Genomic DNA, 20,693 nt, shown 5'->3' on the forward strand with positions numbered 1-20,693 from the left:
TCAAGCACCCTCAGGTGCTGAGCGACGTGGACGCGCGCAGGCTGCAGCCGGTGATCCGAAAGCTGCCGTCAGGCTGTAGTTCGAGCGTGTAGACCGCCTCATAGTCCTTGCCATCCGGGCCGACGATCAGCACCTGCTGGATGATCGAGGTCGGGCTCGTCTCGCGAACCTTGCCGAAGGAGTAGGTCTGCGGTTGGCGCACCGGCGGGTAGCCGTTGGTCACCATGTTCATGAAGGTATCGACAGTTGGAAAGATGCGTTTCACATTTGGTGCGGCAAAGCTGTAGGCCGTCGCTCCGTCGTTGGCGATGAAGGCCTTCAATTGACCATCGATGACCGTTTGCGCCGCCTTGACTTCGGCGTCGCCAGCAAAGGCCTGGGATGCGAAAATGAATGGAACGACTGCGAATGCGAAAAACGCGCGGCGCATGGCCTGTCTCCGTTGTCCCTGAGAAATCGCTGTCCGAGGTACATGATACTATACGCTTTGCAGTGCTCGAGGGTTTCAGCCGAGCGCAAACATTCGGCGCCGCGAGCTGTGTCCAGACCGAGAAAGCATTGTCGAGGCTAGGACAGCCTGAGCGATGGCCGATGCTTGAAAGCCGGGCGGCAGTCTGCCACAAGGGCCGCTCGATTTTACCTAGAGCGTGCGATGTTGGGCAGGACCAGGCAATGAAAGCATTTTTCGTGCAGATAAAGTGCGATCTGGGCAAGGCCTATGACGTTGCCAGCGCCCTGGCCGATGCTGAGATCGCTTCCGAAATCTACTCGACAGCCGGAAACTACGACCTGCTCGCCAAATTCTATGTCGACGACGAGGAAGACATCGGCCACTTCGTCAACGAGAAAGTGCAGATTCTTCCCGGCATCAAAGACACGTTCACGGTCGTCACCTTTCGCGCGTTTTGATCCGCATCCGGCATCTGCCCGGACACGAAGCAAAGCCTGACTACGGCCCTATCGGCACTGCCTTAATTTTAGGCAAGAGCGATATACTGATCGCCGGCGCCCACCAAATCACCGATTGCGCTTGATTTTCTCCAGCGAGGCCAGTGAAATGGCGCCACAGGGGAGTATGCGATTGGCAGCGTTCGATGAAATGCTTCCGGAAGTTTCCGGGCTGAGAAAACCGTATTCGGCTTACGATCGCTGGCTGAAGGAACAGGACCCGGCCAGGCTTAACGAGAAGATGCAGGACGCCGAACGCGTCTTTCGCAAGACCGGCATCACATTCGCCGTTTACGGCGAGCAGGAAGCATCGGAGCGGCTGATACCCTTCGACATCGTTCCGCGCATCATTTCCGGCAACGAATGGCGACGGCTGACGCAAGGCATCGAGCAGCGCGTCCAGGCGCTGAACGCCTTTCTCGACGACATCTACCATCGTCAGGAAATCTTGCGTGCCGGCCGCGTGCCGAAGGAGTTGATCGCCAAGAACGAGGCGTTCCTGCCCGAAATGATCGGGGTGCGGCCGCCGGCCGGCGTCTATACCCATATCATCGGCGTCGACATCGTACGCATCAGCGAGAACGAGTTCTACGTGCTGGAGGACAATGCGCGCACGCCGTCCGGCGTCTCCTACATGCTGGAGAACCGCGAGACGATGATGCAGCTCTTTCCCGAGTTGTTCCAGCAGATCAAGGTGCGGCCGGTGGAGAATTATCCGCAGCTCTTGCGCCAGTCGCTGGCCGCAGTGCGGCCGCAAAGCACCAAGGGCGCGCCGACCATTGCCGTGCTGACGCCGGGCAGCTTCAACTCGGCCTATTTCGAACATGCTTTCCTTGCCGACCAGATGGGGGTGCAACTCGTCGAAGGGCAGGATCTGCGCGTCGTCGATGGCCATGTCGCGATGCGCACGACCGAGGGCTACAAGCAGATCGACGTGCTCTACCGGCGCGTCGACGACTCGTTCCTCGATCCGCTGACCTTCCGCCCGGACTCAGCCCTTGGCGTGCCGGGCATTATGGACGTCTACCGCGCCGGCAATATCACGATCGCCAATGCGCCCGGAACCGGCATTGCCGACGACAAGGCGATCTATTCCTACATGCCCGAAATCGTCGAATTCTACACCGGCCGCAAGGCGATGCTCGGCAACATCCCGACCTGGCGCTGCTCGGAACCGGACAGCCTGAAATATGTGCTGGAGCACATCGACGAACTGGTGATCAAGGAGGTCCATGGGTCCGGCGGTTACGGCATGCTGGTAGGACCTGCGGCGACCAAGAAGGAATGCGAGGATTTTTCCAAAAAGCTCGCGGCAAAACCGTCGAACTACATTGCCCAGCCGACGCTGGCGCTGTCGACCTGTCCGATCCTGACGGACAAGGGGCTGGCGCCGCGCCATGTCGATCTGCGCCCCTATGTGCTGGTGTCCGACCGTATCCAGATCGTGCCCGGTGGACTGACGCGAGTAGCGCTCAAGGAAGGCTCGCTGGTCGTCAATTCCTCGCAAGGCGGCGGCACGAAGGATACTTGGGTGTTGGATGATTAGAGCGAATAGCGAATAGTGAGTAGCGAATAGCGAATAGTGAGTAGCGAATAGGGAAGAGGGCACCAACACGACTATTAACTCTTACAGGGACTTGATTGTTTGGAAGGCGGCCGTTGAATTGGCTGTAGATTGCTATTCGGCAACGAAAGCCTTTCCGAGCACCGAAGTTTACGGGATGACGTCTCAGATACGGCGATCATCTGTATCGATTGCGGCAAATGTCGCCGAAGGGCACGGGCGAGAAAACACGGGATCGTTCGTTCAATATCTTCGCATAGCGCAAGGTTCTCTCAAAGAGTTGGAAACGCACCTAATCTTGTCTGGAAGGGTAGCGCTGATGGTTGAGCAGGACGTATTGCGTTTGCTTGGCCAGGCCGATGAGATCGGGAGAATGCTGCGTTCGATGATCAGGAGTCTGCAACAGAAATCATGAAGCCGATTTTCCCCTATTCGCTATTCGCTATTCGCTACTCACTCAGCATCGAGGCACGTTGACATGCTTCTCGGCCGCACCGCCAACGGGCTCTATTGGATGAACCGCTATATCGAGCGGGCGGAGAATATGGCGCGGTTGGTGGATGCCGGCCTGCGCATGGCGCTCACTCGCACGCAGAATGCTTCGGAGGAGTGGAATTCGGTGCTGCTCAGCGCCGGCTCGGACGCCAGCTTCACGCAGAAATATTCGGACTACACCGCCGCCAATGTCGCCGACTACCTGCTGCGCGATACGTCGAACCCGTCGAGCACGATGTCGTCTATCGAAACGGCCCGTAACAATGCCCGCATGGTGCGCACAGCATTGACGCGTGAAACCTGGGAAAGCATCAACGAAGCCTGGATGTCGCTGAAACGGATGTTGGCCAAGCCGATCGACGAGCGCGACCTGCCCAGCGCGCTCGACGCAATCAAGCGCGAGACGGCGCTGATCCGCGGCTCGTTCTACGGCACCATGCTGCGCAACGAGATCTTCGATTTCTCGCAGCTCGGCACCTATGTCGAACGCGCCGACAACACCGCGCGCATCCTGGACGTGAAGTACTATGTTCTGTTGCCGTCGATCTCCTGGGTCGGCTCGACGCTCGACAACTACCAGTGGGAATCGATCCTGCGCTCGGTGTCGGCGCACCGCTCCTACCGCTGGGTCTATGACGCCGACTACAAGCCGAGCAACATCGCCGACTATCTGATCCTCAATGTCCGCATGCCGCGCTCGCTGACCTTTTGCTACCGCTTCCTGACGGAGCATCTCAAATTCCTGGGTGACGACTATGGTGAGCGCCACGCCTGTCATGCGACGGCCGCCAAGACCCATTCCATGCTGACGGCCGGCTCGATCAAGGATATTTTCGACGCCGGCCTGCACGAATTCCTGGCCAATTTCATCCGCGACAACACCAGGCTCGGCGATGAGATCGCGCAGGATTACAGGTTCTATTGAGCATGATCCCAAAAAACGAAGACCGGTTTTCGGTAAAGCTCATGCTCCAGGGACGACAGCAATGCGGCTGAAGATCACCCACCGGACCGAATACCGCTACGATGCGCCGGTGCATTATCTGTTGCAGCGTTTGCGGCTGCTCCCGGTGAACGGGCGCACCCAGACGGTGCTGTCCTGGGCGCTGAAGATCGAAGGCGCGCGCGAGGAAGTGCGGTTCACCGACCATTTCGGCAATGATACCCGGCTGTTGAGCGTCGAGGGCGAGCGCGACTTCATCACAGTCGAAGCAGCTGGCGAAGTGGTGACGCGCGATACCGCCGGTGTCTGCGGACCGCATCAGGGTTTCGCGCCGCTCTGGCTGTTCGGCCATGAAACGCCGCTGACGACGATCGGCAGCGGCATTCGTGAGCTTGCTGCCTCGGTGGGCAAGGGCACCGACATCGAAAGGCTGCACCGGCTAATGGCCGTGATCGGCGAGCATGTCGCTTATACACCCGGCACCACCAACGCGACGACGCCGGCCGAAGAGGCCCTTGCGCTCAAGACCGGCGTTTGCCAGGACCACAGCCATATCTTCGTTGCCGCGGCTCGCGCCATGGATTTCCCGGCGCGCTACGTCAGCGGCTATCTGATGATGGATGCAGCGATCGAGCAGGCGGCAAGCCACGCTTGGGCCGAGGCGCATGTCTCGGGCCTGGGCTGGGTCTCCTTCGATGTCGCCAACGGCATTTCTCCCGACGAGCGCTATGTAAAGGTGGCGATCGGCCGCGATTATCGCGACGCCACGCCGGTATCGGGAATTCGGCTGGGACAGGCGGAAGAACAGCTTGCGGTCACCGTCACCGTGGAGCAGTAATCCCGGCAAGATTGTTGCCAAAGAGATTCGATGACCTATTGCGTCGGCCTGAAGATCGATCGCGGGCTCGTGTTCATGTCGGACACGCGCACCAATGCCGGCATGGATTCGATCTCGACCTTCAGGAAGATGCATGTCTGGGAGGAGCCGGGCGAGCGCGTCATCGTTTTGATGTCGGCCGGCAATCTGGCGACAACCCAGGCCGTAGTCAGCCTGCTCGACGAACGCACCAAGGCAGTGGCGGAGCGCCATGCCACGCTGCTCGAAACGCCCTCCATGTACCAGACAGTCCGGTTGGTCGGAGACACCGTCAAGGAGGTCATCGCCAGTTCGTCGCCGGCCGGCGAAAAGGCGGATTCCTATTTCAACGCCTCCTTCATCCTCGGCGGTCAGATCAAGGGCAGCGCGCCGCGCCTGTTCATGATCTATCCGGAAGGCAATTTCATCGAATCGACCGACGATACGCCGTTCTTCCAGATCGGTGAGACCAAATACGGCAAGCCGATCATCATCCGGGCCTACGAAAAGACGATGAGTTTCGCCGAGACGGTAAAGCTGTTGCTGGTGTCGTTCGATTCGACGCTGAAGTCGAACCTGTCGGTCGGCCTGCCGCTCGACCTGCTGTTCTATGAAAAGGACACTTTCAAGGTCGGCCTCAAAAAGCGAATAAACCATGACGATCAATATTATCGCACGATCTCGGATAGCTGGTCGAACGCGCTGAAGACCGCCTTTGCGAGCTTGCCTGATTTTCCCGAATGAAAACCTTCGTTTTTCGTGCTCTTTGATCGCGGCTCGCTGAGGCGCTACGGAGGCGAAGATGAATAGCAACGAATTCCGCGAATGGTCGCTGCGAGCGGCTGAATGGGGCGCCGACTACAGAAACAGCCTTCGCGAAAGACCGGTGCGGCCGCTTGTCGAGCCGGGCGAAATCTTCAAAAGCATCGATGTCGCGCCGCCGGAAGACGGCGAAACGATGCAGGCAATCTTCGCCGATTTCGAGCAAAAGATCCTGCCGGGCATGACGCACTGGCAGCATCCGCGTTTCTTCGCCTATTTTCCGGCCAATGCGGCCCCGGCCTCCGTCGTGGCCGAGTATCTGGTTTCCGCGATGGCTGCGCAATGCATGCTCTGGCAGACCTCGCCGGCCGCAACCGAGCTCGAGATGCGGGTCGTCGACTGGATGCGGCAGGCGCTTGGTCTGCCGGAGGGATTTTCCGGCGTCATGCAGGATTCGGCTTCATCGGCGACGCTTGCCGCCGTGCTGACCATGCGCGAGCGCGCGCTCGACTGGCAAGGCAACAAGAGCGGCCTGCAAGGCCAGCCGATCGTGCGGGTCTATTCTTCCGACCAAGTCCATACTTCCATAGACCGGGCGATCTGGGTGTCGGGCATCGGCGAGGCGAACCTCGTGCGCATTCCGGTCGCCGGACGCTTTCGCGCCATGCAGACGGCGGCTCTGGAAGCGGCGATCGTCACCGACCGCGAAAACGGCATGCTGCCGGCCGGCATCATCGCCAGCGTCGGCGGCACCAGTACCGGCGGCACCGACGATGTCGCGGCTGTTGGCGCGGTGGCGAAGCGGCACGGGCTCTACCTGCATGTCGATGCCGCATGGGCCGGCTCCGCCATGATCTGCCCCGAGTTCCGGCATTTCTGGGCCGGCGCCGAACATGCGGATTCGATCGTCTTCAATCCGCACAAATGGCTGGGCGCACAGTTCGATTGCTCGATGCAGTTCGTTCGCCAGCCGGAAGACCTCGTGCGTACGCTGGCGATCAAGCCCGAATTCTTGAGAACACATGGCCGCGACGGGGTCATCAATTATTCCGAATGGTCGGTGCCGCTCGGACGGAGGTTCCGCGCGCTGAAACTTTGGTTCCTGCTGCGTGCACATGGCTTGGAAAATCTGCGAACCATGATCCGCAATCATGTCGCCTGGAGCGAGAGCCTTGCCGCGCGGCTGGCTCGGGAACCGGATTTCGAGATCGTAACGGAGCCGATGCTGTCGCTGCTCTCGTTCCGGCATCTTACGGCTGCGGGCATCGACTCTGACAAGCACAATTTGCGGTTGGTCAGCGCGATCAACGATGACGGCCGCATCTACCTGACGCAGACTCGGGTGGACGGGCAGGTGGCGATCCGCTTTCAGGTCGGGCAGTTCGAAACGACTGCGGCGGACGTCGATACTGCTTTCGAGGTCATCACTGAGATCGCGCGGGGCCTGAGTTGATAGCCTCGTCGAGATTGCGCCGGAGCTTTTCTCTCTGCAGTCGCCCGATTTTCATTAGCCGGCTCATACCTGTTCATGGCTTTCGTTTTCAGCTATAGACGAGAAAAACGAAAATGAGAGGTTGCTAGATGTATCTGTCGCCGCGTCATTCCGAAATCATCCAGATGGCCAAAGATCATGGCCGCGTACTGGTCGAGGAGTTGGCGACGCATTTCAACGTGACGCCGCAGACGATCCGCAAGGATCTCAACGATCTCTGCGACCAGCGGCTTTTGTCCCGCATTCATGGCGGGGCATTGTTCCCGTCCGGCATCGAGAACATGGAATATGAGGCCCGGCGCAAGATCGCCGCCGAGGAGAAGGAGGCGATCGGCCGCGCGGCAGCCCGGCTGATCCCTGACAACGCCTCTCTGTTCATCAATATCGGGACCACGACGGAAGCGGTCAGCAAGTCGCTGCTCGATCATATTGGCCTGATGGTCATCACCAATAACATCAATGTTGCCAACAGAATGCGCATATATCCTTCGATCGAGGTGGTGATCGCCGGCGGTGTCGTGCGCGGTTCCGACGGCGGCGTGGTCGGCGAGGCAGCGGTCGATTTCATCAGGCAGTTCAAAGTCGATTTTGCGGTGATCGGCGCCTCGGCCATCGACCATGACGGCGCACTGCTCGACTTCGATTTTCGCGAGGTGAAGGTGGCTCAGGCGATCATCGCCAACGCGCGGCATGTGATCCTGGTGTCGGACCAGACCAAATTCGAGCGCACCGCGCCCGTCCGCATCGGCCATCTGTCGCAGGTCAACACCTTCATCACCGATCGTTGCGACATCCCGTCGGTGCGCAAGATCTGCCAGGAGGCAGAGGTTCAGCTGATCGAAACGTCGCTCTCCTAGAGATGCCGCTGCGGCATCTGCCGCCGATCATATTTCGTTTGACATTCGTTATCATTTCGAAATAATCCCGCCACGGTTTCGCAAAACTCAAAAATGCTGCAATGCGAAATCGAGGGAGGACTTCTTTGGGCGCATCACCGATCCATGACATTTTCGTCATCGGTGGCGGCATCAATGGCTGCGGCATTGCCCGCGATGCCGTTGGGCGTGGCTTTTCGGTCTTCCTTGCCGAGATGAACGATCTGGCCAGCGGAACCTCTTCCGGCTCGACCAAACTGATCCATGGCGGCTTGCGCTATCTCGAATTCTACGAATTCCGCCTGGTGCGCGAAGCGCTGATGGAACGCGAGATCCTGTGGAGGAACGCGCCGCATATCATCTGGCCGATGCGCTTCGTGCTGCCATACGCCAAGGGGCTGCGTCCGGCCTGGCTGATCCGGCTCGGGCTTTTTCTCTACGACCATATTGGCGGGCGCAAATTGCTGCCGCCGACGAAAACGCTGGACATGGCCAAGGATCCGGCCGGCAAGCCGCTGAAGCCGCTTTTTCGAAAGGCGTTCGAATATTCCGACGGTTGGGTCAACGATGCCCGGCTGGTTGTGTTGAACGCCCGTGACGCTGCCGAGCGCGGTGCAACCGTTCGAACCCGAACAAGGGTCGTCAGCGCACGCCGCGAAGGCAATCTCTGGACGGTCAGGCTTGAAAACGTGCGGACCGGCGATACCGAGGAGGTCAAGGCGCGGCTGCTGGTCAATGCCGCCGGCCCGTGGGTCGATCAGGTGCTTTCAGCCACCGTCGGCTTGAACGACGTGCACAATGTCCGCCTCGTGCAAGGCAGCCACATCGTCGTTGGCAAGAAATTCGACGACCCACGCGCCTATTTCTTTCAGAACAAGGACGGGCGCATCATTTTCGCCATCCCATACGAAGACGAGTTCACGCTCATCGGCACCACCGACCGGGACTATCCCGGCGATCCGCACGACGTCAGGATCAGTGATGCCGAGATCGACTATCTCTGCGCTGCGGCAAGCGAATATTTCGCGCAGCCGGTCAAGCCGTCGGATATCGTCTGGACCTATTCCGCGGTGCGCCCGCTCTACGACGATGGCGCCTCAAAGGCGCAGGAAGCCACCCGCGACTATGTGCTGAAGGCCGATGGAGGCGAGGGTGCCGCCCCGATCGTCAACGCCTTTGGCGGCAAGATCACGACCTACCGCCGATTGTCGGAATCGATGCTCGAGAAGATCGAGGGTTTTCTCGGCAAGCGCGGCAAACCATGGACGGCAAACGCGCCGCTGCCCGGCGGTGACTTTCCCGTCACCGGCTTCGATGCCGAGGTGGCGAAACTGAAAACGGCGTACCCGTTCCTCGACGCGCGGCTGGCCCGCCGGTTGACTCGGCTCTACGGCACCCGCGCAAGGAAGCTGCTGGGCCTCGCCAAGTCGAACGTCGATCTTGGCCGCAACTTCGGCGCCGATCTCTACGAAGCCGAGGTGCGCTACCTCGTCGAAAACGAATGGGCGATGACCGCCGAGGATGTATTGTGGCGCCGGACCAAGCGCGGCCTGCGTCTCAGCCGTGAGCAGGCGGCAGTGCTCGACGAGTTCATGCGCGGAATAAGCCGGCAGCACGTAGCGGCTGCCGAATAGGGACGGCCGACTAATGCAGAAAGCCTGGGAGGAGGCATCATGCTTGAACTGAGAAACGTGACGAAGACGGTGGGTGCGGCGGAACATATCCGCGACGTCTCGCTGACGCTTCAGCACGGCTCGCTCAACGTCCTGCTCGGGCCGACGCTCTCCGGCAAGACCAGCCTGATGCGGCTGATGGCGGGCCTCGACGTGCCGACCTCCGGCTCGGTCTGGTTCGATGGCAAGGATGTCACCGGCATGCCTGTGCAAAAGCGCAACGTCGCCATGGTCTACCAGCAATTCATCAACTATCCGGCGATGACGGTCTACGAAAACATCGCCTCACCGCTGCGGGTGGCCGGCACGGATCAGGCAACGATCGACAGGGAGGTGCGCAATGCCGCCGCCCTTCTCAAACTCACGCCCTATCTCGATCGCACGCCTCTCAGTCTGTCGGGCGGCCAGCAGCAGCGCACCGCGCTGGCCCGCGCCATCGTCAAGAATGCCAGCCTCGTGCTGCTCGACGAGCCGCTCGCCAACCTAGACTACAAGCTGCGCGAAGAATTACGCGCGGAACTGCCGAAGATATTCGCGGCCGCCGGCACAATCTTCGTTTATGCCACGACCGAGCCGCACGAGGCCTTGCTGCTCGGCGGCAACACGGCGACGCTTTCCGAAGGCAGCATCACCCAGTTCGGGCCGACCATCGAAGTGTTCCGCAAGCCGGTCGATCTGGTGACGGCGAGAACCTTCGCCGATCCGCCGCTCAACACCATCGTGCTTGCCAAGAAGGGCCTGGATTTCCTGCTCGAGGGCGGCGTGAAATTGCCGGTGCCGGCCGAACTCTTCGGCATTGCCGATGCGATCTATACGATCGGCTTCCAGCCTCATCATCTTTCCCTCGATCGGCCCGACGCCGCCGCGGTGCCGGTGCGCGCAAAGGTGACGATCACCGAGATCACGGGATCGGAAAGCTTCATCCATCTCGATTTTGCCGATGCGCGCTGGGTCATGCTGACCCACGGCATTCGCGACTTCGAGCCGGACGAGGAGGTCGAGGTGTTCATCGACCCGCGCCACATCATGGTCTTCGACGAGCACGGCCGCGCCGTGGCCGCGCCGAAGCTGGCGGCTTAGGAGGAAGCGATGGCGCGCATCGATGTCAATCATATCCGCCACTCTTATCTGCAGAACCCCCGCACGGATGCCGATTTCGCGCTGAAGGAAGTGCACCACACGTTCGAGGATGGCGGCGCCTATGCGCTGCTAGGCCCGTCCGGCTGCGGCAAGACTACGCTGCTCAACATCATTTCGGGATTGCTGCATCCCTCGCACGGCCAGTTGCTGTTCAACGGCAGGGACGTGACCAATCTGTCGACCCAAGAGCGCAACATTGCCCAGGTCTTCCAGTTCCCGGTGATCTACGACACGATGACCGTCTACGACAATCTGGCGTTCCCGCTGCGCAATCGCGGCGTGCCGGAGGCCGACGTCGACCGCAAGGTGCGCGAGACGCTGGAGATGACCGGGCTGGCCGATATGGCCAAACGAAAGGCGCGCGGACTGACCGCCGATCAGAAGCAGAAAATCTCGCTCGGACGCGGGCTGGTGCGCTCCGACGTCAATGCCATCCTGTTCGACGAGCCTTTGACCGTCATCGACCCGCATATGAAATGGGTGCTGCGCTCGCAGTTGAAGCAGCTTCACCGCCGCTTCGGCTACACCATGGTCTATGTCACGCACGACCAGACTGAGGCGTTGACCTTCGCCGACAGGGTGGTCGTCATGTATGACGGCGAAATCGTGCAGATCGGCACACCGGCGGAGCTGTTCGAGCGCCCGCGCCATACCTTTGTCGGCTATTTCATCGGCTCGCCCGGCATGAATGTCATGCCGGTGGCGATCGACGGCAAGACCGCGAAGCTGGGCTCGCAGCAGATCGAACTGCCGGGCGTGCCCAAGGCGGGCGGCGGCGCCATCGAGCTCGGCATCCGTCCCGAATATGTGCGCCTGGGCAGCCAGGGCATGGCCGTCCGGGTCAGCAAGGTCGAGGACGTCGGCCGCCACAAGGTGGTCCGTGCCAATCTCGAAGGGCGCGAGATCGCCGCCATCATCGGCGAGGACGAGACAGTTCCGGCTGATCCGAAGGTGCGGTTCGACCCGGCCGGCATCAACATCTATGCCGATTCCTGGCGCGTCGAGATGGGAGCCTGAAGTGGAAAAGACCTGGAACAACAGAGCCTGGTTCCTGGTGCTGCCGGTGCTGCTGCTGGTGGCGTTCTCGGCGGTCATACCGCTGATGACGGTTGTCAATTATTCGGTGCAGGACACTTTCGGCAACAACGTCTTCTTCTGGGCCGGCACCGAGTGGTTCGAGGAACTGCTTTCCTCCAGCCGCTTCTGGCAGGCGATGATCCGCAACCTTGTCTTCTCCTTCATCATCCTGGCGATCGAAGTGCCGCTCGGCATCTTCATTGCGCTCAATATGCCGAAGAAGGGTTGGGGCGTGCCTGTTTGCCTTGTTTTGATGGCGTTGCCGCTGCTGATCCCGTGGAACGTCGTCGGCACCATCTGGCAGGTGTTCGGGCGCAACGACATTGGCCTGCTCGGCTATTACGTCAACGCGCTCGGCATCGACTACAACTATGTGCAAGATCCCTATGACGCCTGGGTCACGGTCATCATCATGGACGTCTGGCATTGGACCAGCCTCGTCGTTCTGCTCTGCTATGCCGGCCTGGTCTCGATCCCGGATGCCTTTTATCAGGCGGCCAAGATCGACGGTGCCTCGCGCTGGGCGGTGTTCCGTTACATCCAGCTGCCGAAGATGAACCGCGTGCTGCTGATCGCCGTGCTGCTGCGCTTTATGGATAGCTTCATGATCTACACCGAACCGTTCGTGGTGACCGGCGGCGGACCCGGCAACTCGACGACCTTTCTTTCGATCGATCTCGTCAAGACGGCGCTCGGCCAGTTCGACCTCGGCCCGGCGGCGGCGATGTCGCTGGTCTACTTCCTTATCGTCCTGTTGTTGTCATGGGTGTTCTACACCGTGATGACCAATTACGACGCGGAGCGCTGAGATGAGCCGCGCTGACGAAAGAGCCGACAGAGTGAGCGAGACGACAGCTTCGCAAGGATTAGCCAGCACGCTGCGGCAGGACGAGATCGCACGGCTGATGCGCCGTCGCGGCGAGGAGTCGCGTTGGTGGTGGATCGTGCCGACGCTCTACATCATCGTTCTGCTTTTGCCGATCTACTGGCTCATCAATATGAGCTTCAAGACCAATGGCGAGATCGTCTCGTCGCTGACGCTCTACCCGCACGCACCGACATTGGCGAATTACCGCACCATCTTCACCGACGCGTCCTGGTATTCGGGCTACATCAACTCGATCACCTATGTGGTTATGAACATGGTGATTTCGGTGGCCGCAGCACTGCCTGCTGCCTATGCTTTTTCGCGCTATCGCTTCCTCGGCGACAAGCATCTGTTCTTCTGGCTGCTGACCAACCGCATGGCGCCGCCGGCGGTGTTCGCGCTGCCATTCTTCCAGCTTTATTCGGCCTTCGGCCTTATCGACACCCATATCGCCGTGGCTCTGGCGCATTGCCTGTTCAACGTGCCGCTGGCGGTGTGGATCCTCGAAGGCTTCATGTCGGGGGTGCCGAAGGAGATCGATGAGACCGCCTATATCGACGGCTATTCGTTCCCGCGCTTCTTCATCAAGATCTTCATGCCGCTGATTGCGAGCGGCATCGGCGTGGCGTGCTTCTTCTGCTTCATGTTCTCGTGGGTCGAGCTGCTGATCGCCCGCACGCTGACGACCACGGACGCCAAGCCGATCGCCGCGACCATGACCCGCACCGTTTCGGCCGCCGGCATGGATTGGGGGCTGCTCGCCGCAGCCGGCGTGCTGACGCTGATTCCCGGCGCGCTCGTCATCTGGTTTGTGCGCAACTACATCGCCAAGGGCTTTGCCCTGGGGAGGGTATGATGGAGCAGGTCGACAGAAGCCCATGGTGGTGGGCCGTGCTGTTTCTCGCCCTGGTCGTCGTGGCCTGGGTGGCCCTTCAAATCGATTTCGTGGCAATAACGGTAGGCTTCAGCGATCCGGCCAATATCCGCCTGTGGGGATTTAACCTCTCGTCCAACCTCGATTTTTCGTGGATGGCGTGGACGTGGCCGACCGCGGCCTTCTTTGGAACCATCTTTCTGCTGCTTTGCGGCATGGCGGTGTGGGAATACGTCTCGCCGGGCGGCAATCCGCGCGTCGGCGTGCTGCGCTTCGAAACGACGCGCGGCGACCGCTTGTTCCTGTCGCTGCTTGGCAGTGCCTTTATCCATCTCGCTTGGCTGGGTCTAGTCGGACCCAATCTGTGGTGGGCTCTCGCTCTCTCCGTGGTCTACGCCGTCGGCGTGTTCCGCTACGTATAGAGGGGGAAACTGTTGGAACGGCGGCGTGCCGGCCGCCGATCCAGATCGCACTTTGAACTTAACAGTGGAGGAAATACATGCGACGGCAATTCTTGACATCAACAACTGCGCTTGTCCTGTTGCTCGGGGCAAGCAACGCCTATGCCGGAATGGACGAGGCCAAGGCCTTCCTGGACAAGGAAATCGGCGACCTGTCGACGCTCGACCGCGCCGGCCAGGAAGCCGAAATGCAATGGTTCATCGATGCCGCGAAACCTTTCGCCGGCATGGATATCAAGGTGGTTTCCGAAACCATCGCCACGCATCAGTATGAATCGCAGGTGCTGGCGCCGGCCTTTACAGCCATCACCGGCATCAAGGTTACGCACGACGTCACCCAGGAAGGCGACGTTGTCGAGAAGATCCAGACCCAGATGCAGACCGGCCAGAACCTCTATGACGGCTGGGTCAACGATTCCGATCTGATCGGCACGCACTGGCGCTACCAGCAGGTGCGCAACCTGACCGACTGGATGGCAGGCGACGGCAAGGATGTCACCAATCCGAATCTCGACCTGAAGGATTTCATCGGCACCTCGTTCACCACCGCGCCCGACAAGAAACTCTACCAGCTTCCTGACCAGCAGTTCGCGAACCTCTACTGGTTCCGTTACGACTGGTTCAACGACGAGAAGAACAAGGCGGACTTCAAGGCCAAATACGGCTACGACCTCGGCGTGCCGGTGAATTGGTCGGCCTATGAGGACATTGCAGCGTTCTTCACCGGGCGTGAGATCGACGGCAAGAAGGTCTACGGCCATATGGACTATGGCAAGAAGGACCCGTCGCTCGGCTGGCGGTTCACCGACGCCTGGCTGTCGATGGCCGGCAATGGCGACAAGGGCATTCCGAACGGTCTGCCCGTCGACGAATGGGGCATCAAGGTCGACGAGAATTCGCGTCCGGTCGGTTCCTGCACGGCGCGCGGCGGCGACACCAATGGTCCGGCTTCCGTCTACTCCATCCAGAAGTATCTCGATTGGCTGAAGGCCTATGCACCGGCGGAAGCCCAAGGCATGACCTTCTCCGAATCGGGGCCAGTTCCGGCGCAGGGCGCGGTTGCCCAGCAGATCTTCTGGTACACCGCCTTCACCGCCAGCATGGTCGACGCCAGCGCCAAGGCCGTGCTGAACGACGACGGCACGCCGAAGTGGCGCATGGCGCCGTCGCCGCATGGCGTCTACTGGAAGGACGGCATGAAGCTCGGCTATCAGGACGTCGGTTCCTGGACGCTGATGAAGTCGACGCCGACCGACCGCGCCAAGGCCGCCTGGCTCTACGCGCAGTTCGTCACCTCGAAGACGGTCGACGTGAAGAAGAGCCATGTCGGCCTGACCTTCATCCGCGAGAGCACGATCCACGACAAGAGCTTCACCGAACGTGCGCCAAAGCTCGGCGGCTTGATCGAGTTCTACCGCTCGCCGGCGCGCGTCCAGTGGTCGCCGACCGGCACCAACGTGCCGGACTATCCGAAGCTGGCACAGCTCTGGTGGCAGGCGATCGGCGATGCTTCGTCGGGCGCCAAGAGCCCGCAGGAAGCGATGGACTCGCTCTGCGCCGAGCAGGAAAAGGTGATGAGCCGCATCGAGAAGTCGGGCGTCCAGGGCGATATTGGCCCGAAGATGGCCGAAGAGCATGACCTCGCCTACTGGAACGCCGACGCGGTCAAGAAGGGCAATCTCGCTCCTCAGCTCAAGATCGAGAACGAGAAGGAAAAGCCGGTCACCATCAACTACGACGAGCTGGTGAAGAGCTGGCAGCAATAGGACCGTTTGATGCGGGCGTCCGCGCCCGCATCGCCATGCTCAGGGGAGGCGGCATGTTGCCGTCTCCCCTGTTTGCGTGAACGGCTCCGCGCCGTCTGGCGTCGAGACACCGTAGCACCTTTGAATTCGCTTCGACGGGAGAGAGAATGACCGGATACATCCTTGCAATCGACCAGGGGACGACATCGAGCCGGGCGATCCTGTTCGCCGACAAGATGAAGGTCGTCGGCAGCGGGCAAAAGGAATTCACTCAATATTATCCGGCCTCCGGCTGGGTCGAGCACGATCCCGAGGAGATATGGGCAAGCGTCGTGGAAACGGTGAAGGCCGCGCTGAAGACAGCTGGCCGCAACGCAGCCGAAGTCGCCGCGATCGGCATTACCAACCAGCGCGAAACCGTCGTCATCTGGGACAAAGAGACCGGCAAGCCGATCCACAACGCGATTGTCTGGCAGGACCGCCGCACCGCGCCGCTATGCCAGAAACTGAAGAAGCTGGGGCTGGAGAAGAAATTCACAAAAAAGACCGGCCTGCTACTCGATCCCTATTTCTCCGGCACCAAGATCGCCTGGATGCTGGACAAGGTGAAGGGCGCCAGAAAACGCGCCGAGAAGGGCGAACTGCTGGCCGGCACCATCGACAGTTTTCTGATTTGGCGCCTGACTGGCGGCAAGGTCCACGCCACTGACGCCACCAATGCCTCGCGCACACTGGTCTACAACATCGAACAAAATGCCTGGGACGACGAGCTGCTGGCCATTCTTGGCATACCTGCAAGAATGCTGCCGCAGGTGAAAGATTGTGCCGATGATTTTGGAATCACAGACAAAAGCCTGTTTGGTGCAGAGATCAGAATCCTCGGTGTGGCCGGCGACCAGCATGCGGCGGCGATCGGCCAGGCCTGTTTCGATCCGGGCATGATGAAATCCACCTACGGCACCGGTTGCTTCGCGCTGCTCAACACCGGCAGCGATCTGGTGCGTTCGAAGAACCGGCTTTTGACCACCATCGCCTATAGGCTGAACGGCAAGACCACCTATGCACTGGAGGGCTCGATCTTTATCGCCGGCGCCGCCGTACAATGGCTGCGCGACGGCATCAAGGTGATCGGCAAGGCCGAGCAGAGCGGCAAATTGGCGGCGGAAGCCGATCCAACGCAGAACGTCTATCTGGTGCCGGCTTTCGTCGGGCTCGGCGCACCGCACTGGGATGCCGAGGCGCGCGGCGCCATCTTCGGGCTGACCCGCAATTCGGGGCCGGCGGAATTTGCCCGCGCGGCACTGGAATCCGTTGCCTTCCAGACCCGCGACCTGCTTGACGCCATGCGAAAGGACTGGAAGGGCGCCTCGGCCAAGACCGTGCTCAGGGTCGATGGCGGCATGGTGGCGTCGGACTGGACCATGCAGCGGCTGGCCGACATTCTCGATGCGCCGGTCGACCGGCCGACAATTCTCGAGACGACGGCGCTTGGTGCGGCTTGGCTGGCCGGCTCGAAGGCGGGTGTCTGGCCGAAGGCCGCGGAATTCGCCAGGAGTTGGGCGCTCGAGCGCCGGTTCAAGCCGGACATGGATGCTTCGACACGTGCCGCCAAGCTGGCAGGTTGGCGCCACGCTGTACGCAGGACGCTCAGTACTCAATAGGCAGGGATGCCACCGGATACGCACTAATGAAACACCCGCGCCGTTTCGGGCGCGGGCCTGCAGCCTCTAATCTAATGCATGTCGCGCAAACAGCGGTTTTGCGATAGCGCGTCGCATGAGGCCGATCGAACGCGACGCGCTTTAGGACTCAGTAAGGCGACCGGCACTGCCGGCGCGGACCGTAGTTGGGCTGGTAAGTGTTGTCAGAAGCGCGATAGCTCCGATAACGGTCGTAGCACCACTGCACGTGGGCATCGCCACGATAGACACGATTCTGGCTGTTGACGATAGCGCCCGTAATCAGCGCTCCGGTGGCGAAGGCGGCCAGCGGGAACCAGTAGTCACCGTGACGGCGATAGCCGCGACGATATTCGCGATAGCCGCGATGGCCACGCCAATACATGCCATCGTCACGCGCAAAACTGCGCCGGGAGAAATCGCGACGCGAGAAATCGCGGTTGAAACTCCGGTGCCTCCGCCACGGCTCGTACTGGACGGTCTGGACATTCGAGGTGATCCCCTGGGCCGGGGGCGCATAGCTGGGCTGAGCGTTGACTGGCACGATCTCCGCGGCAGCGAATGAGATCGAAAGAGTGGTCGCCAGCAGGCCCGACATGATCCTATTCATGATCTTCTCCTTGAAACGCATGTCCCTTATCGCGGGAAACGGGCAGGCTGCGCAAATTGTTCCGCCAAAAATCCCAAGTTGCTGATCCGCAAAGGTTCTCCCGATTTGCTGCTTGCCTTTGTCGCCATAGAGGGCGAGCTTCGGCCTTGTGCGAGAGGGAGGCAGTTCCGTCAACGCCGAAGCGCTCCGCAAGGCATGATGACACTGCTGGAAAGCCCGGTGTGCGAGCCGTCTTTTTCCGGTTGACCGGCAGAGGCACTCTCCCTATGTTCCGCGCAATTTCGAGGGCGGCCTTTCTGAGCCCGCGGGAGCGCGTAGCTCAGCCGGTAGAGCAACTGACTTTTAATCAGTAGGTCATGGGTTCGAATCCCATCGCGCTCACCAAAATCCAGATGTACGGCCCGGAGACATGGGTAACAGTTTGTACCTAAGAAATGGGTGACAACCTCGTGCCGAACGCATGCGGTGGCCTTAACCACCGCCCCATCGTCCATCATCGTGCCGGTGAGCGCCTCATAGGCTCTGCTGCACAGCTGCGAATGCGGACAATCCTTCACGATAAGCGCCGGCACCACCGTGAGAACCGCTGCGGCAAGGATTTGCGGGCAAAGACCGACGGCGCTTACCTTTCTGCCGAACACGCCGGCCAGGAAAAAGTAGAGACCCTGGGCCATGCAGGCTGCCGTCAGAATGCCCAGAAGCGTGCTCGTCCCTCTTGCGAAGGGCGTTGTATAGCTGTCGGGAAAACCCAGCGTGCCGAGATCCATCGACCATTGCAGCGCCAGCACGACGCTCAATGCCGCCCAAACGAAGGCCGTCTTACGAGTGAACAGCGTCCGCTTTGGTTTGTTGCTTAGATCGGTCATGAAATCACGTCTGAATGCGCGCCGGGACATGCGCAAGCTCCCGGTCAAATCAGCGAGACACTACCGCCGGCATGGCGTTCGAGCCGGCCGGCGAGGTCGAGCTCCAGCAGCACCATGAACACTTGGGCGGGATGCAGGCCGGTGTGGCGGATGATCTCGTCGACTGCTACCGGCGTCGGGCCGAGTGCCTCGACGACGCGGTCGCGGTCATCCTCGCGCGGCGGCGGCGTTGCCGAAAAGTCGGGCGGCTCTTCAAGCGGCGATGTCCTTGGCGCCCAGGCGCCGACCAGCGGCGCGATCGCACTGGTGACATCGGCGGCCTCGGTGACAAGGGTGGCGCCGTCCTTGAGCAGGCCATTGGTGCCGGCGGCGCGCGGATCGAGCGGCGAACCGGGAACGGCGAAGACCAGTCGGCCCATCTCACCGGCAAGCCGGGCGCTGATCAGCGAGCCGGAGCGCTGTGCGGCCTCGACCACCACCAATCCCAATGCGGCGCCAGCAACAAGCCGGTTGCGGCGCGGAAAATCGTGCGCGCGCGGCTGCCAGCCAAACGGCATTTCCGAGACGATGGCGCCACCGCGCTCGGCAATCTCGTCGCACAGCCCGGCATTTTCGGGCGGGTAGGGCAAATCGATGCCGCCGGCGAGCACACCGATCGTGCCGGTCGAAAGGCTGCCCTGGTGCGCGGCCGTATCGATGCCGCGCGCCAAGCCGGAGACGATGCCATAGCCGTCGCGGCCGAGATCCGCCGCCAGCATCCGCGCCATCTTGATGCCGGCCAGCGAGGCGTTGCGAGCGCCGACGATGGCGACCGCGGGCAAGCGGAAAACCGCACTACTGCCCCTGACCGCGAGCAACGGCGGCGGATGGTCCATGCTCTTCATCAGCGGCGGATAATCCGCCTCGCCGATGCCGACGAAGCGGGCGCCCGCCCGCCTGGCTGCCTCCAGCTCGGCCTCGGCCTCGGCAATGGACGGAATGCGGACGATTTTTTTGGCGCCACCCGAAATCATCAGCTCCGGCAGCATCGCAAGCGCTGCTTCGGCCGAACCGAACCGGTTGATCAGGTCGCGAAAGGAAGCCGGGCCGACATTCGGCGTGCGGATCAGGCGAAGCCAGCTCAGCCGCTGCCGGTCGCTGAGGCGCGGCCCGGCGGCGGGCTCGCTCACTCCTTTGCCCCGATCTTACCCTCGGTGCCGGCAAGCAGCCGCGCAATGTTGGCGCGGTGCTTTATGATGACGATCAGGCTCATCGCCGCGAAAAGCCCGGCAATCTGCGGCGTGCTCAGGAAGTACAAGGCCACTGGCACGACGACCGCTGCCGTCAATGCCGCCAGCGAGGAGTAGCGGAACAGGAAAGCCACCGCGAGCCAGACAACGGCGAAGATCACCGCCACCTGCCAGGCAAGGCCGATCAGCACGCCGAGGTAGGTGGCGACACCCTTGCCGCCCTTGAAGCCGAGCCAGACCGGAAAGAGGTGGCCTAGAAACGCACCGAAACCGGCCCAGAGTCCGAGCTCAGGTGCAAAGCGGCCGGCGATCAGCACAGCCGCGGTGCCTTTAAGGGCGTCGAGCAGCAGGGTGGCCGCCGCCAGACCCTTGTTGCCGGTGCGCAGCACATTGGTGGCGCCGATGTTGCCGGAGCCGATGTTGCGCACGTCGCCGAGGCCGGCGGCACGGGTGATCAGCAGCCCGAAGGGGATCGAGCCGAGAAGATAGCCGAACACCAATGCCAAGACGGGACTGTAAGCCATTGTTCCCCCGAA

The 20,693-nt window shown here is 61.1% G+C and carries 20 protein-coding genes and 1 tRNA gene; 17 read left to right on the forward strand and 4 right to left on the reverse strand.

The genetic code is table 11. The annotated features are described in order from the left end of the window. Positions 1-10 precede the first annotated feature (10 nt). Positions 11-430 carry a DUF4864 domain-containing protein gene (locus NKJ09_RS01840; RefSeq protein WP_023717782.1) on the reverse strand — a complete coding sequence of 140 codons (420 nt, stop codon included), beginning with the start codon at positions 428-430 and terminating at the stop codon, positions 11-13. Between the two features lie 242 nt (positions 431-672). Between NKJ09_RS01840 and NKJ09_RS01845 the strand changes: the two genes are divergently transcribed. From NKJ09_RS01845 to glpK, 16 genes are all read left to right on the forward strand, one after another. Further along, entirely contained in the window at positions 673-909 is a 237-nt protein-coding gene (locus NKJ09_RS01845) for an Lrp/AsnC ligand binding domain-containing protein (RefSeq protein ID WP_023674883.1), read from the forward strand. A gap of 172 nt (positions 910-1,081) precedes the next feature. After that, entirely contained in the window at positions 1,082-2,494 is a 1,413-nt protein-coding gene (locus tag NKJ09_RS01850; protein WP_023717781.1) for a circularly permuted type 2 ATP-grasp protein, read from the forward strand. Between the two features lie 73 nt (positions 2,495-2,567). Beyond that, positions 2,568-2,927 (forward strand): four helix bundle protein, encoded by a 360-nt coding sequence (locus tag NKJ09_RS01855; protein ID WP_352494669.1) that lies wholly within the window; start codon positions 2,568-2,570, stop codon positions 2,925-2,927. A 63-nt stretch (positions 2,928-2,990) separates the two neighbouring features. Then, positions 2,991-3,932: an alpha-E domain-containing protein gene (locus NKJ09_RS01860; protein WP_023717779.1), complete on the forward strand. Its 942-nt coding sequence runs from the start codon at positions 2,991-2,993 to the stop codon at positions 3,930-3,932. A 61-nt stretch (positions 3,933-3,993) separates the two neighbouring features. Continuing rightward, positions 3,994-4,788, forward strand: a complete 795-nt coding sequence (locus NKJ09_RS01865) for a transglutaminase family protein (protein WP_352494584.1) — start codon at positions 3,994-3,996, stop codon at positions 4,786-4,788. A 30-nt stretch (positions 4,789-4,818) separates the two neighbouring features. After that, complete coding sequence (locus tag NKJ09_RS01870; protein WP_352482263.1) at positions 4,819-5,550, forward strand: proteasome-type protease; 732 nt, start codon at positions 4,819-4,821, stop codon at positions 5,548-5,550. 58 nt (positions 5,551-5,608) lie between these two features. Next, on the forward strand, positions 5,609-7,021 hold the full coding sequence (locus tag NKJ09_RS01875) for a pyridoxal phosphate-dependent decarboxylase family protein (protein ID WP_352494585.1): 1,413 nt from the start codon (positions 5,609-5,611) through the stop codon (positions 7,019-7,021). A gap of 128 nt (positions 7,022-7,149) precedes the next feature. Then, the gene (locus tag NKJ09_RS01880; RefSeq protein ID WP_023717776.1) at positions 7,150-7,917 is read left to right on the forward strand and encodes a DeoR/GlpR family DNA-binding transcription regulator; all 768 of its coding nucleotides are present in this window, start codon (positions 7,150-7,152) and stop codon (positions 7,915-7,917) included. Positions 7,918-8,042: 125 nt separating this feature from the next. Then, positions 8,043-9,569, forward strand: a complete 1,527-nt coding sequence (gene glpD / locus NKJ09_RS01885) for a glycerol-3-phosphate dehydrogenase (RefSeq protein ID WP_352482265.1) — start codon at positions 8,043-8,045, stop codon at positions 9,567-9,569. A 39-nt stretch (positions 9,570-9,608) separates the two neighbouring features. Continuing rightward, a complete protein-coding gene (locus NKJ09_RS01890; protein WP_352482266.1) occupies positions 9,609-10,688 on the forward strand; it encodes an ABC transporter ATP-binding protein in 1,080 nt (359 codons plus the stop codon). Between the two features lie 9 nt (positions 10,689-10,697). Next, positions 10,698-11,765, forward strand: coding sequence for an ABC transporter ATP-binding protein (locus tag NKJ09_RS01895; RefSeq protein ID WP_023717773.1), 1,068 nt, complete (start codon positions 10,698-10,700; stop codon positions 11,763-11,765). Between the two features lies 1 nt (position 11,766). Beyond that, complete coding sequence (locus tag NKJ09_RS01900; RefSeq protein WP_023674893.1) at positions 11,767-12,633, forward strand: carbohydrate ABC transporter permease; 867 nt, start codon at positions 11,767-11,769, stop codon at positions 12,631-12,633. A gap of 1 nt (position 12,634) precedes the next feature. Beyond that, entirely contained in the window at positions 12,635-13,549 is a 915-nt protein-coding gene (locus NKJ09_RS01905; RefSeq protein WP_023717772.1) for a carbohydrate ABC transporter permease, read from the forward strand. Positions 13,550-13,722: 173 nt separating this feature from the next. Beyond that, complete coding sequence (locus NKJ09_RS01910) at positions 13,723-13,989, forward strand: DUF2160 domain-containing protein (RefSeq protein ID WP_031193610.1); 267 nt, start codon at positions 13,723-13,725, stop codon at positions 13,987-13,989. Between the two features lie 77 nt (positions 13,990-14,066). Continuing rightward, positions 14,067-15,794: an ABC transporter substrate-binding protein gene (locus NKJ09_RS01915; protein WP_023717770.1), complete on the forward strand. Its 1,728-nt coding sequence runs from the start codon at positions 14,067-14,069 to the stop codon at positions 15,792-15,794. A 146-nt stretch (positions 15,795-15,940) separates the two neighbouring features. Next, positions 15,941-17,434, forward strand: a complete 1,494-nt coding sequence (gene glpK, locus NKJ09_RS01920) for a glycerol kinase GlpK (RefSeq protein ID WP_023717769.1) — start codon at positions 15,941-15,943, stop codon at positions 17,432-17,434. Positions 17,435-17,582: 148 nt separating this feature from the next. On the opposite strand, the gene NKJ09_RS01925 is transcribed toward glpK, so the two are convergent. Continuing rightward, on the reverse strand, positions 17,583-18,062 hold the full coding sequence (locus NKJ09_RS01925; RefSeq protein WP_023717768.1) for a BA14K family protein: 480 nt from the start codon (positions 18,060-18,062) through the stop codon (positions 17,583-17,585). Between the two features lie 308 nt (positions 18,063-18,370). Between NKJ09_RS01925 and NKJ09_RS01930 the strand changes: the two genes are divergently transcribed. Further along, a tRNA-Lys gene (locus tag NKJ09_RS01930) sits at positions 18,371-18,446 on the forward strand. Between the two features lie 526 nt (positions 18,447-18,972). On the opposite strand, the gene dprA is transcribed toward NKJ09_RS01930, so the two are convergent. Next, complete coding sequence (gene dprA, locus NKJ09_RS01935; protein WP_352494586.1) at positions 18,973-20,097, reverse strand: DNA-processing protein DprA; 1,125 nt, start codon at positions 20,095-20,097, stop codon at positions 18,973-18,975. Further along, on the reverse strand, positions 20,094-20,681 hold the full coding sequence (plsY, locus tag NKJ09_RS01940) for a glycerol-3-phosphate 1-O-acyltransferase PlsY (RefSeq protein WP_352482272.1): 588 nt from the start codon (positions 20,679-20,681) through the stop codon (positions 20,094-20,096). The genes dprA and plsY overlap by 4 nt, the downstream gene beginning before the upstream one ends. Positions 20,682-20,693: the final 12 nt, after the last annotated feature.

Origin of the sequence: Mesorhizobium sp. M0189, assembly GCF_040322135.1 — a bacterium.
In the GTDB taxonomy this organism is placed as follows: domain Bacteria; phylum Pseudomonadota; class Alphaproteobacteria; order Rhizobiales; family Rhizobiaceae; genus Mesorhizobium.